The following is a 13,467-nucleotide window of genomic DNA, read 5'->3' as shown; positions in this document are numbered from 1 at the left end:
AGAGGTATTGTACATGAAAAAAAGAATTATATCTGTATTGACAGCAGCGGCACTGATAGTTTCGGTTGTGGCCGGATGCTCATCATCAAAAGACTCTGAAGCATCAAAAAGGCCTGAAACGGCAGGAACAGCAGATTCTGCATCATCTAACCCTTCATCCGAAGATGACGATACAATTAAACTCCGTACCTGCTTTGCCACAGGTATGACAGGTGCGGTCAATAACTTTGCCATTGAAAAAGGATTGTACAAAGAACTTGGTATTGAATTTGACAATATCCAGTGGAGCAGCAATGACGAGGCCCTTTCAATGATAACCAGGGGAGAGGTTGATCTTGCCGACGGCGATCCAAGCTCCTACATTCCCGGTATTTACAATGGTGTTCCTGCAAAACTGGTAGGAAATATGTGGAGGTATTCCGGCTGCTACTGGCTGGTTGCCGGGGATGATAGTATAAAAGAGATCAGTGACCTGAAAGGAAAAACAATCGGAACTGCAGCTGCCGCAGGCGGCATGAGGCTGTCTGTCCTGAAGATGCTGGAAGAGAACGAAATTGGCGAAGACGATGTGACACTGGTGGCAAATGGAACTTACCAGTCAGCATATGCCACACTTACATCAGGGGAAGTAGACGCAACAATCATTCATAATCCCTATGCCGCCCTGGCTGAAGCCGAAGGGACAGGTCACATTCTTGGCCGGGCATGGGACTACATTCCAGATTATTATACAGGAACTATTATAGCCTCAAATGAGATGATTGAAAAGCAGCCTGAGAAATTACAGCGTTTTCTGACCGCTTACTATAAAGTGCACGAAGAAGTGAAAAATGAATATTTTGATGAATTCATTTCCTGGGCGGCCAAACAGATGAATACTCCGGAAGATGTAATGAAAAAGGCTGTGGAATCAGAGAAAGATGTATGGTTTGATTATCCGGTAATACCGGACGACAGGATTAATACGACCGTAGAATATCTGAAGGATTACGGATGGCTCGACAAAAACGTAAAGGCGGATGGAACTTATACAAACGAATTTGCGCAGAAAGCTGCTGATGAACTGGGCCTTACAGACCCGGAAAGCAAATAGCAAGGAGGGAGCAAAAAAGAATGCCGACCATTAAAATCAAAAATCTGGAGAAATATTATCCCGGTGAGAACGGTGAGATGACGCATGCTCTGACAGATATTAACATGGAGATCCGGGACGGGGAATTTGTCTGCATCGTAGGTCCTTCGGGATGTGGGAAAAGTACATTGCTTGAGATAGTTGCCGGCCTTCTTGAACATACAGCAGGTGAGGTTCTGCTGGATGATGTTCCGGTGAAGGGAACAAGCCGGGATATCGGTGTTGTATTTCAGGATGCTTCGCTCTATCCGTGGAGAACTATTAAGAAGAATATCGCTTTCGGGATGGATATTGCAAAAGTCCCTAAAGATGAGCGGGTAAAGCGGGGATTGAGCCAAGAACTTCCGGAATATCAATATGCCAGCTTCTTAGTGCAGTCTGCGGATAAGCTTTCTAATGGAGAACCGGTGGATTTATCACCATATGTGCCTAAGACAGTTACAAAAGAAATGGAAGAGGATTTCTTTACTATACTAAAGGAGAGGCGTTCGGTCAGAGAATTTACGGATCAGGAAGTGCCGGATGAAATTATTGATAAAGTACTGGAGGCAGGGCTGTGGGCTGCCCATGGCTGCAATGTCCAGTCCATTAAATATGTTGTAGTAAGAGAAAAAAATGAGCCTGGATTATTTAAAGGAAGCGATGTCCCGGGTGGCCCGGTTCATCTGGTGATTCTCCAGGATATGAGATGCTATAAGGCAAATTCATTTACACCTGTAAGAAATCAGCTTCTGGATGCCGGCGCTGCAGGCCAGAACATTGTACTTGCTGCCCATGCCGCAGGCCTGGAGGGTGTATGGCTCACGTTCCCGAACCAGGAGTTTTCTGACAGACTTAGAAAAAAGTTTGAGCTGCCGGACTACATTAGAATGGTAACATATGTAGATGTGGGATATGGAGATCAGACACCTCATCCCCCACTGCGCTCCAGCGTAGAAGACGCAGTGTTGGCAAAATATTGAAATACCTATACAGAAGGGCAGCGGAGTCGAGCTGGCCCTTCGTCTCTTCTCAGCAATTGCAAGGATAATGCATAGATGGCACATGTAAAGAAATATGAGTTTTCCCTTGCATGTGCCATTAAAAATTTGTATACTGGAATTGCAAAAATATAGTTGACATATTTGGATAACATGGATATAATAATAACATAAAACATACTAAACATATATGAAAGGTAGGGAAAAGAAAATGGCAAATATTTTTAAAGGAACATTGGGATTGATAGGGAATACCCCCCTGATGGAAGTGGTAAATGTAGAAAAGAGCCTGAATTTGGAAGCAACTATATTGGCAAAGCTGGAATATTTTAATCCCGCGGGAAGTGTCAAGGACAGAATCGCGAAGGCAATGATTGAGGACGCAGAAGAGAAGGGTATCCTAAAGGAAGGTTCCGTCATCATTGAACCTACATCAGGTAATACAGGAATTGGTCTTGCATCTATAGCAGCGGCAAAGGGCTACCGTATCATTTTGACTATGCCGGAGACAATGAGTGTTGAAAGAAGAAATATACTGAAGGCTTACGGTGCAGAGTTGGTACTGACCGAGGGGGCAAAGGGAATGAAGGGTGCCATTGCCAAGGCAGACGAACTGGCAAAGGAAACTCCGGACAGCTTTATTCCGGGACAGTTTGTAAACCCTGCAAACCCAGCTGTTCACAAGGCTACGACAGGACCGGAAATCTGGAATGACACAGATGGAAAGGTAGACATTTTTATCGCGGGAGTTGGCACAGGCGGTACTCTCACAGGTGTGGGTGAATATCTGAAAGCACAGAATCCCGATGTCAAAATTGTAGCAGTAGAGCCGGCATCCTCACCGGTGCTTTCCGAAGGTAAGAGCGGGCCGCATAAGATTCAGGGAATCGGGGCAGGCTTCGTACCGGAGGTGCTGAATACAAAGATTTACGACGAGATTCTGAAGATAGAGAATGACGATGCATTTGCAACGGCAAAATCATTTGCAAAGCAGGAAGGTGTTCTGGTGGGGATTTCTTCCGGAGCAGCATTGTATGCAGCAATTGAGCTGGCGAAACGCCCCGAGAACAAAGGGAAAACAATTGTGGCATTATTGCCGGATACAGGAGACAGATACTATTCTACACCGCTTTTTGGCGAGTAAAAGGAAAATGAGGTAAAATAAATTGGGTGAAAAGATTACAAGAGAGAATAGAAAGTTAAAATTTGAGACGCTGCAGCTGCACGTAGGACAGGAGCAGCCAGACCCGGTAACCGATGCAAGAGCGGTTCCTATTTATCAGACATCATCTTATGTGTTCCACAACAGTGAGCATGCAGCTGCACGTTTTGGACTTTCTGATGCGGGTAACATATACGGGCGTCTGACAAATCCCACAGAAGATGTGTTTGAACAGCGCATTGCGGCACTGGAAGGAGGCGTGGCGGCACTTGCAGTTGCATCTGGTGCCGCAGCTGTCACATATACCATTGAGAATCTGGCACAGAATGGCGATCACATTGTATCTGCCAAAAACATTTATGGGGGCACTTACAATCTGCTGGCTCACACACTGCCGCAGTATGGAATTACAACTACTTTTGTGGATATTTTTGACGAGAGCGCAGTAAACGCTGCCATTAAAGAGAACACAAAGGCAATCTTTATAGAGACACTGGGAAATCCGAATTCGGATGTAGTAGATATTGAAAAAATTGCAGAGATTGCTCACGCACACAAGATTCCTCTTGTTGTGGACAACACATTTGCAACACCGTACCTGGTACGTCCGATTGAATATGGCGCGGACATTGTGGTACATTCTGCAACAAAATTTATCGGCGGACATGGAACTACTATCGGCGGAGTGATTGTGGACAGCGGAAAATTTGACTGGGAAGCTTCAGGAAAGTTTGCTTCACTGACAGAACCCAATCCAAGCTATCACGGCATCAGCTTTACAAAAGCGGTAGGACCGGCAGCTTTTGTGACAAAGATCCGTGCGATTCTGTTAAGAGATACAGGGGCAACGATATCTCCATTTCACTCATTCTTGTTCTTACAGGGACTTGAGACATTGTCTCTCCGTGTAGAGCGCCATGTGGAAAATGCCCTGAAAGTGGTGCAATATCTGAAAAATCATCCACAGGTCGAGGAGGTACATCATCCGTCCGTGACAGAAGACGAAACACAAAAAGAGCTGTATGCAAAGTATTTCCCAAATGGCGGGGGGTCTATCTTCACATTTGAAATCAAGGGAGACGCAAAGAAGGCACAGGAATTCATAGATCATCTGGAATTGTTCTCACTTTTGGCAAATGTGGCCGATGTGAAGTCACTGGTTATCCATCCGGCAACGACAACGCACAGCCAGTGCACAGAGGAGGAACTGCTCGACCAGGGCATCAAGCCGAATACTATCCGCCTTTCCATTGGTACCGAGCATATCGATGATATTATAGAAGATTTACAAGAGGCATTTAATGCAGTATAATATACAAAAACTGTGGAGGGTACCATGAAATTTTCAAAAAAAAGCAGATATGGTCTTAGGGCATTAATAGATTTGTCCGTAAATTCTAAGACAGACCATGTAGCACTAAGTAGTATTGCCGAGCGGAACGGCATTTCTCTGCAATATCTGGAACAGGTATTTGCCAGTCTTAGAAGAGCAGAAATTGTAAAAAGCATAAAAGGGCCGCAGGGCGGATATCTGCTGAATGACAGTGCAGAAAATATCACGGTAGCTTCTATATTAGAAGCACTGGATGGAAGCTATCAGATTGAAGCGGAGGCAAGTCCCGAGGATAACAGCCAGCAGGAAATTATACAGACAATTCAGACAGTAGTCATCGACAAAGTAAATGAACAACTGGATGAAATACTAAAAAATATAACACTGGCAGATTTAGAAAAGGAATATTTAACACACAGCGGATATGAACAGGACATGTACTACATTTAGTAAAAACGGGAAGACGATGCCTTCCCGTTTTTACTAAATAATCTGAAAAGTCTGAAAACGGACGGCAAAAGGGTCAGACCCCTTTGAGAATTTGCAAATAGGAGGAAAAAGGATGGATTACGATATAGAGACACGATGTATTCATGGAAGAGGGGGGAATCAGGAGAAGCATCCTTTTGGGGCGGTTTCTGTGCCGATTTTTCAGACAGCGACGTTTTCGCACCCGGGGATTGGACATTCTACAGGATATGATTACACAAGGGAGAGCAATCCTACCAGAGCAGAGCTTGAGGAGATTATGTCGTCATTGGAGGGGGCAGTGGATACAGTAGCGTGTTCTACGGGGATGGCTGCGATTGAACTGTGCCTGGAATTGTTTGGTGCAAAGGACCATATCCTTTGCTCCGAGGATCTGTACGGGGGTTCTGTCCGCATGTTCGACACCATAGGTGCCCAGAGAGGAATTGAGTTTTCCTATGTCAATACATCAAAGGTAAAGCTTGTGGAAAATCATATTCAGGAAAACACGAAAGCCCTGTATATTGAAACTCCCAGCAATCCAACCATGCAGGTGACAGATTTGGCCCAGATGAGACGGCTGGCAGATGAATTCCACCTGTTGCTTATTGTGGACAATACATTTCTGTCACCATATTTTCAGAATCCTCTGGAGTTTGGAGCAGATTTAGTTGTCCACAGCGGGACTAAGTTTCTGGAAGGTCACAATGATACTCTAGCCGGCTTTTTGAGTACAAGCAATGCTGCGCTGGCAGAAAGAATAAGGTATTTATTTAAGACAATCGGGTGTTGTCTGGCACCTTTTGACAGTTTTCTTCTAATAAGAGGAATTAAAACACTGTCCGTTCGTATGGAGAAGCAGCAGAGCAATGCCGCTAAGATTGCCGGTTGGCTGAAACAGCAGGAGAAAGTAACACAGGTGTATTATGTGGGGATTCCCGAACATCCGGGGTATGAAACAAATCGCAGGCAGGCAAGAGGAGCCGGCAGCATGATTTCTTTTAGGACAGACAGTGAAGAAACTGCAAGACTCATACTGGAGAGGGTGAAACTGATCACCTATGCGGAAAGCCTTGGCGGGGCAGAGTCTCTGATTACTTATCCTATGCTGCAAACCCATGGAGATGTGCCGGCCGAAGTTCGTGAAAGACTGGGAATCACCAGTGATTTCCTGAGATTTTCTGCAGGAATTGAAAATGTAGATGACCTGATTGCCGATCTGGCACAGGCACTGGCGTGAAGAATGGGGGGGAGGGTAGCTATGAAGTTTGATTTTGATACAGTAGTAGAGCGACGAGGGACAAACTGTCTGAAATACGATTTTGCACGGGAAAGAGGAAAGAGAGAGGGGATTCTGCCACTGTGGGTGGCAGATATGGACTTTCAGACAGCACCGGCTATTCTTGAAAAGCTGGAGCGAGTAGTAAAACACGGAATATTCGGATACAGCGAAGGAAAAGAGGATTACTTCTGGGCTATATCCAAGTGGTACAAAGAAAGGTTTGACTGGAATTTAAAGGTAAACTGGCTGGTAAAAACACCTGGGGTGGTCTTTGGGATTGCAGCGGCCATCCGCGCATTTACAAAAGAAGGCGAAGGGGTTCTGATCCAACAGCCTGTATATTACCCTTTTAGTGAAGTTATCCGTGACAATGACAGGGTACTGGTGAATAGTCCTCTGAAGTTGGAGAACGGGCATTATGAAATTGATTTTGAGGATTTTGAAAAACAAATTAAAGAAAATGATGTAAAACTATTTTTGCTCTGCAGCCCCCACAATCCTGTGGGCAGGGTATGGAAGGAGCAGGAACTGAGAAAACTTGGTGACATTTGCGTAAAATATGATATAATTGTGGTCAGTGATGAAATTCACAGCGATTTTACATACCCCGGGCATCAACACAGGATATTTGCCTCCCTGTCTCCCGCATATGCGGATATAACGGTTACTTGCACTGCTCCCAGCAAAACTTTTAATCTTGCAGGGCTTCAGATATCGAATATCTTCATCTCTAATACGGACTTGCGTAAAAGGTTTAAAGAAGAGATTGAAGCACAGGGTTACAGCCAGGTGAACCTGATGGGACTGGCAGCGTGTCAGGCAGCTTATGAGAACGGCGGTGAGTGGCTTGACCGGCTGAAAGAATATCTGTATGGGAATCTTGCGTTTGTGAAAGCATTTTTACAAGAATATCTTCCGGAAATTACTCTGATAGAACCGGAAGGTACCTATCTCATATGGCTTGATTTCCGCAGCTTAAATCTGCCGGAGGAAGAGCTTGAGGATTTGATTGTGAATAAGGCAAACTTGTGGCTGGACAGTGGTGCTATATTTGGGACTGTAGGGAGGGGCTTCGAGCGTATTAATATTGCCTGCCCAAGGAAGACTTTGGAGAAGGCACTTGTCCAGCTGGAGCAGGCGCTGCATTAGATATACAGGATATAATGTGTCATTGGCTGGTGACAGAATGGAGAATTAAAATGAATGGAAATAAAGAAGTGAAACAGCGGATCGCAGAGTTAAAGAAAGAAAAAGATGCGGTGATTCTTGCTCACTATTATGTGGACGGAGAGGTACAGGAGATTGCCGATTATGTAGGAGATTCTTACTATCTGGCAGAAAAAGCCACCACAATACCTGCGGGGACGATTATCTTCTGTGGTGTTTCATTTATGGGTGAAAGTGCAAAGATATTGAATCCGGAAAAGAAAGTCATCATGGCCGACCAGAAGGCGGACTGCCCTATGGCCCACATGATTGAAACTGAGCGTATTCATGAAGTACGCGAACAATATCCGGATGCGGCGGTTGTCTGCTACGTGAATTCCACGGCAGAAATAAAAGCAGAATCGGATGTCTGTGTCACTTCATCCAACGCAATACGTATTGTGAAGAAATTGCCGAACAAAGACATCTTCTTTATCCCGGACAACAATCTGGGCCGTTACGCGGCAAAGCAGCTTCCGGAAAAACATTTTATTTTCCATGACGGCTTTTGTCATGTTCACACAAGTATACACAGAGAAGAAGTACTTAAGGCAAAGGAAGTACATCCTGAGGCTTTGATTCTGGCACATCCGGAATGTACAGAGGAAGTGCTGGAACTGGCTGACTTTATCGGCAGTACATCCCAGATTTTGGATTACGCCACACAGTCCGAGGAAAAGGTCTTTCTCATCTGCACGGAGATGGGGATTTTCTACGAACTCCAGCAGAAAAACCCGGGTAAAAAGTTCTATTCCGTAGGTCACAGGCAGTTTTGCCCCAACATGAAACGCATCAAGCTGGAGAGTGTTCTGGAGGCATTGGAGCGCATGGGGCCGGAAGTGCAGCTGGATGAAGAAATCCGGCAGAAGGCGAAGCTTCCATTGGAGCGGATGCTGCAGCTGGCAGCGGAGGAATGATCCGGATGTTATAAAAATTGTACTTTTATACCAGCCTCTTTCTCAATTCAATCTGATATTACCCTAAAAATTTTTTCAACAATTTTATATGGTTCTTATATGGTGGATATCGAAAGGGGATATCCACCATATTTGATTTTCTAATGATACTTTTTTGATGGGAAAAGGTAAGGAAGCTATTGATTCCATGATATTGTCCCATACCGCTGTCACCTACACCCCCGAAAGGGAGATTTGGGTTCGACAGGTGAATGATAGTGTCGTTGATACAGCCGCCCCCGAATGAGATGGCTTTCAATGCGTCATCTGCATTTTCTTTTTTACTGGTAAACATGTAAAGTGCCAGTGGTTTTGCATGAGCATTTATCATAGAAAAAGCATCCTCCAGTCGATCAAATTCCATTATTGGGAGCAGTGGACCAAAGATTTCCTCCTGCATAACGGCACTATTCCATTTTACATGATCCAGTAAAGCAGGGGCAATCTGTAAGGTGTCTTCATTATACTGTCCGCCTACAGTGAGGTGGCCGCTTTGCAGCAGGCTTAAGAGACGGTCAAAATGTTTTTGGTTGATGATTTTTGGATAGTCAGGGTTCATTTCCGGAGCATCGCCATAAAAGGCTTTTATATATTTTTTTATAGCACAGGTAAGGCGCCCCTTCACGCTGCTGTGTACAAGCAAATAGTCCGGGGCTACGCAGGTCTGACCGGAATTCAAAAATTTTCCCCACACAATTCTTTTGGCAGCACGGTCAATGTCAGCGGTCTCATCCACAATACACGGGCTTTTCCCGCCGAGCTCTAAGGTCACCGGGGTCAGGTGCTTTGCGGCAGATTCCATGACAAATTTCCCCACTGTGACGCCTCCGGTAAAAAAGATATAGTCAAAATGTTCTTTTAATAAGGTCTGATTCACGGTCCTGCCGCCTCGGATAAGGTTGATATAAGAGGAAGGAAAGTTTTCTTTGAGTATTCTTCCCATAATTTCGGAGGTATGGAAAGAATACTCTGAAGGTTTAACCACGGCACAGTTTCCTGCGGCAATAGCGCCGATTAATGGTGTCATAGTGAGCTGGAAAGGATAATTCCAGGGAGCCATAATCAATACACAGCCGTAAGGCTCACTGTAAAGGTAACTGGAAGCAGGAAAATGCACGATTGGAGTTGCCTTTCTTTTTGGCTGAGTCCATCCGGCAAGATGATTCAATGTATATTTAATTTCCTCAAGAACAATCCCCACCTCAGTTTCGTATGCCTCAAAGGCAGACTTGTTGAGGTCAAGCTTCAGAGCATGTAGGATTTCATCTTCATGTTTTAAAATAGAGTTTCTCAAACGGTGAAGCTGCCTGATCCGAAAAGCAAGATCTTTGGTTTTCCCAACCGCAAAAAAGCTGCGCTGTGACTGGAGTGTTTTTTTTATGTCATTCATGAGCATTCCTCCTTGAAAATGTAGAGCAGTTATTTATATTTTAACCTTTTTAATGGATTGTAACAAGAAAAGGTTAAAATAAATTTGAATAAGGTTTAGAGAAAAAAAGACTTGGAAAAGGGATGCTGCAAATTTGTCTACAGCACCCCTTAAAGTTATATTTTATTAAATGCGAGAGTGTTTTTGCCGTAAAACCCATCCATTGCTGTGTTGCCGACCATATCATCTAAATTAATTTTAAGAAGAACCTAAATTATTCTTAGATGGGTTTATAATACTGAATTAAAAATATATTTTGGCTCAGAATAGTTACAGAATATAAATAGAAAATAATAACGGAGGAAATGTTTTGAATAAGCTTAGCACTGAAAAGTCCCCATATCTGCTGCAGCACGCCACAAATCCCGTGAATTGGTTTCCCTGGGAAGCGGATGCTTTTGAGCAGGCAAAGGATGAAGACAAACCTATTTTTTTGAGCATTGGATATAGTACTTGCCACTGGTGCCATGTTATGGCCCATGAGTCCTTTGAGGATGAGGATGTGGCAGCCATACTTAATCAAAATTACATCTGCATCAAGGTAGACCGGGAGGAACGCCCTGATATTGATGCTGTGTATATGGCAGCATGCCAAATGTTTACCGGTTCCGGCGGCTGGCCATTAACTGTCATTATGACACCGGAGCAAAAGCCGTTCTGGACAGGGACTTATCTGCCGAAAACAGCGGTTTATGGAAAAATGGGGCTAATGGAACTTCTTACAACGGTTAAACAGTTGTGGGAAACGAACCGGAACACACTCATTTCCCAGGGGGAGCAGGCAGCAGTATTATTAAAGAAACAGCAGGAAACTTATAGTAAAACTGATGAGCCGAATAAAACTCTTTTGGTGAAGGCGGCTGAACAATTTAAGTCAATTTATGACCCGCAGTGGGGTGGGTTTGGAGCTGCGCCCAAATTTCCGACACCACACAATTTGTTGTTTCTGTTACAGTACTTCATGCTGGAAAAAGATACAGCTGCGTTGCAGATGGTGACCCATACACTTACCCAAATGTTTCGCGGAGGGATGTTTGACCATTTGGCCGGTGGTTTTTCACGCTATTCGACGGATGAAAAATGGCTGGTACCCCATTTTGAAAAAATGCTTTATGATAATGCATTACTTACTTTTGCATACATGGAGGCATATCATGTCACAAACGATGTATTTTACCGGATGGTTGCAGAGCACACACTGGATTATGTGATGCGGGAGCTGCGCGATGAGAATGGCGGGTTCTACTGCGGACAAGATGCAGACAGTGAAGGTGTTGAAGGAAGGTATTATGTATTTACGAAAAAGGAGATTTATGATGTATTGGGTGAAACAGATGGAACTGTTTTCTGTCAGTGGTTTGGGATAACTGAACAGGGGAATTTTGAAGGGAAAAACATTTTAAATTTATTAGATAATTCTCGGTATGCCGAGAGGGCTTTTCACATAGAAAAGCTTTCCCATAAACTCTACAATTATCGTCTTAACCGTACACGTCTTCATAAAGACGATAAGGTGCTTACTTCGTGGAATGCTCTTATGATTGCGGCTTTGGCAAAAGCAGGAGGGATGCTGGGAAAGTCTATGTATTTAGAAGCTGCAAAAAAAGCACAGCATTTTATACAACAGTCTCTGACCGACGAAAACGGCGAAATGAAGATTCGCTGGCGTGAAGGGGAGAGTGCACATGCCGGGCAACTTGATGACTATGCATTCTATGCTTTTGCTCTGCTGGAATTGTACAAATCAACATATGAAATCAAATACTTGCAGCAGGCAGTCAAAACTTCAGAACGGATGCTGGAATGTTTTGGAGACCAGGGGCAAGACGGCCTATTTCTTTATTCAAAAATGGGTGAGCAGCTTATCAGCTGTCCTAAAGAGACTTATGATGGGGCACTCCCTTCGGGCAACTCTGTAGCGGCGCTGGTGTTTGAAAGCCTTTCGAAATTGACAGGTGAAATAGAGTGGCAGCAAATAAGTTACCGTCAGCTTTGTTTTCTTACAGGAGCAATACAGGATTACCCTGCGGGATATAGTATGGCGCTGCTGGCTGTCTCTCAGGCAGTTTATTCTTCCTTTGAGCTTATTTGCACAACTGCAGAAAAAAACTTTTCAGAGGAGCTGAACGCTTACCTGGCAAAGAAACCTGTGCCTAATTTGAATGTGCTTATAAAAACGAAGGAAAATGAGGCGGAACTGGAAAAAGTGGCTCCGTTTACAGCGGGCTATCCGGTTCCCGAAAGCGGTACTATGTACTATTTATGTCAAAACGGTGCTTGTTCCGTGCCTGCCGATAATCTGGACACACTATTTACTGCACTGCGCACATTTTAGAAATTCTTCCATTGCTCTGGTAAAGTACCGTCCGGATTTCCAGTAGAAGAAGATTTTTCTACAGCTAATATTCTCATCCAGCTTATAATAAAGTACAGCGGGATGCGGAGGGACGCGGGTGATAAGGGTATCGCTGACAAAGGAGATTCCCATGCCGGAGCAAGTAATGTTGTAAGCAGTAAGCTGCTGATCTAGCTGAAACAGGACAGTTGGATTTATTCTGTACTTTTGTAGCAATTCTGTGGCACGTTTGCCTGTGTCATTTTCAGGTTTCAGCATAATAAATGGGTCATCTTTGAATAGCTGCAAGGGTACTGCGGGAATATGTTTTTCAAGGAATGTTCCGTCATAAATCGTTTTTGAAGAAACTTGATATTTAGCTGCAGCTTGTGCAGACAAAAAGTGCCTGGGCACTGCTAACAGGAGATGCTCATCATGATAGACACGGCTATCAAAAGCGGAGGCATCCATAACACAATTGTCAATCATAAAGTCAATTTCTCCTTTTTGTAAAAGTGCAGCTAGTTCGGTTGTGCTTTCCTCCGCCAATTCTACTTTCACATGGGGAAAACATTTATTAAATTCACCCATTAAGGGCGGCAGCACCCAGGAAGAAAAGAGACTGCTTCCGCCTAAAACAAGACTTCCGACTTTAAGTCCTCCCCAATCGTTTAGAAAATTTAAAAATTCTTTTTCAGAAGACAACATTTGTTCTACTGATTTTATGTATTTTTCACCGCATTGGGTAAGAGTTATTGGTTTTGTGCTCCTGTCAAAAATCGGATAGCCAATCTTACTTTCTACTCTTTTAATTGTGGCACTTAGAGAGGGCTGGGAGATAAATAGTTTTTGAGCTGCTTTAGAAAAACTCTTTTCTTTGTAAACCATGTAGACGTATTCCATTCCTTGAAACATAAAATTCCTCCGCAGTATAGATTATAATCTATATTAAGTATAATAGTATATATATTTGTTTATATTATAGGACCCGTATATAATAAATACAACAAGAAAATCATGCGAACCAGACAAGGGAGAGATTTTAAGTAATTAAAAATATATACAAATATACTCAAATGTGATATAATATGTTTATGAAGGAGGCAATATAATAATCATGAACACAACGAATATCACAAACTACAAGCCAAAGGATTTTGCAGAGTTACTAGGAGTATCAGTAA

Annotated in this window: 11 protein-coding genes and 1 pseudogene; 10 read left to right on the top strand and 2 right to left on the bottom strand. The window is 43.6% G+C overall.

The features are described from left to right. Positions 1–13 precede the first annotated feature (13 nt). From EDD59_RS15345 to nadA, 8 genes are all read left to right on the top strand, one after another. Complete coding sequence (locus EDD59_RS15345; RefSeq protein ID WP_165920959.1) at positions 14–1,093, top strand: ABC transporter substrate-binding protein; 1,080 nt, start codon at positions 14–16, stop codon at positions 1,091–1,093. 20 nt (positions 1,094–1,113) lie between these two features. Then, entirely contained in the window at positions 1,114–2,094 is a 981-nt protein-coding gene (locus tag EDD59_RS15340; RefSeq protein ID WP_132383461.1) for a nitroreductase family protein, read from the top strand. A 229-nt stretch (positions 2,095–2,323) separates the two neighbouring features. Further along, on the top strand, positions 2,324–3,256 hold the full coding sequence (cysK, locus tag EDD59_RS15335) for a cysteine synthase A (protein ID WP_132383459.1): 933 nt from the start codon (positions 2,324–2,326) through the stop codon (positions 3,254–3,256). Positions 3,257–3,278: 22 nt separating this feature from the next. Continuing rightward, a complete protein-coding gene (locus tag EDD59_RS15330) occupies positions 3,279–4,586 on the top strand; it encodes an O-acetylhomoserine aminocarboxypropyltransferase/cysteine synthase family protein (protein WP_132383457.1) in 1,308 nt (435 codons plus the stop codon). Between the two features lie 24 nt (positions 4,587–4,610). Beyond that, positions 4,611–5,057 (top strand): RrF2 family transcriptional regulator, encoded by a 447-nt coding sequence (locus EDD59_RS15325; RefSeq protein ID WP_132383455.1) that lies wholly within the window; start codon positions 4,611–4,613, stop codon positions 5,055–5,057. A 112-nt stretch (positions 5,058–5,169) separates the two neighbouring features. After that, positions 5,170–6,315, top strand: a complete 1,146-nt coding sequence (locus EDD59_RS15320) for a trans-sulfuration enzyme family protein (RefSeq protein WP_132383453.1) — start codon at positions 5,170–5,172, stop codon at positions 6,313–6,315. Between the two features lie 21 nt (positions 6,316–6,336). Beyond that, a complete protein-coding gene (locus EDD59_RS15315; protein ID WP_132383451.1) occupies positions 6,337–7,506 on the top strand; it encodes a MalY/PatB family protein in 1,170 nt (389 codons plus the stop codon). Between the two features lie 14 nt (positions 7,507–7,520). Beyond that, entirely contained in the window at positions 7,521–8,480 is a 960-nt protein-coding gene (gene nadA / locus EDD59_RS15310) for a quinolinate synthase NadA (protein WP_243117454.1), read from the top strand. 58 nt (positions 8,481–8,538) lie between these two features. Here the strand turns inward: nadA and EDD59_RS15305 are convergent, their stop codons facing one another. Then, entirely contained in the window at positions 8,539–9,909 is a 1,371-nt protein-coding gene (locus tag EDD59_RS15305) for an aldehyde dehydrogenase (protein WP_132383446.1), read from the bottom strand. 349 nt (positions 9,910–10,258) lie between these two features. On the opposite strand from EDD59_RS15305, the gene EDD59_RS15300 reads away from it, so the two are divergent. Next, positions 10,259–12,283: a thioredoxin domain-containing protein gene (locus tag EDD59_RS15300; RefSeq protein WP_132383444.1), complete on the top strand. Its 2,025-nt coding sequence runs from the start codon at positions 10,259–10,261 to the stop codon at positions 12,281–12,283. Here EDD59_RS15300 and EDD59_RS15295 read toward each other — a convergent pair. Continuing rightward, positions 12,257–13,198, bottom strand: coding sequence for a LysR family transcriptional regulator (locus EDD59_RS15295; protein WP_132383441.1), 942 nt, complete (start codon positions 13,196–13,198; stop codon positions 12,257–12,259). The genes EDD59_RS15300 and EDD59_RS15295 overlap by 27 nt on opposite strands. 202 nt (positions 13,199–13,400) lie before the next feature. On the opposite strand from EDD59_RS15295, the pseudogene EDD59_RS18725 reads away from it, so the two are divergent. After that, positions 13,401–13,467: pseudogene (locus tag EDD59_RS18725) on the top strand (IS607 family transposase); the annotation flags it as partial.

Origin of the sequence: Muricomes intestini, from assembly GCF_004346165.1 — a bacterium.
Lineage (GTDB): Bacteria > Bacillota > Clostridia > Lachnospirales > Lachnospiraceae > Muricomes > Muricomes intestini.
The sequence above is the reverse complement of the archived record's forward strand: the minus strand, read 5'-3'. Positions and strand labels throughout refer to the sequence as shown.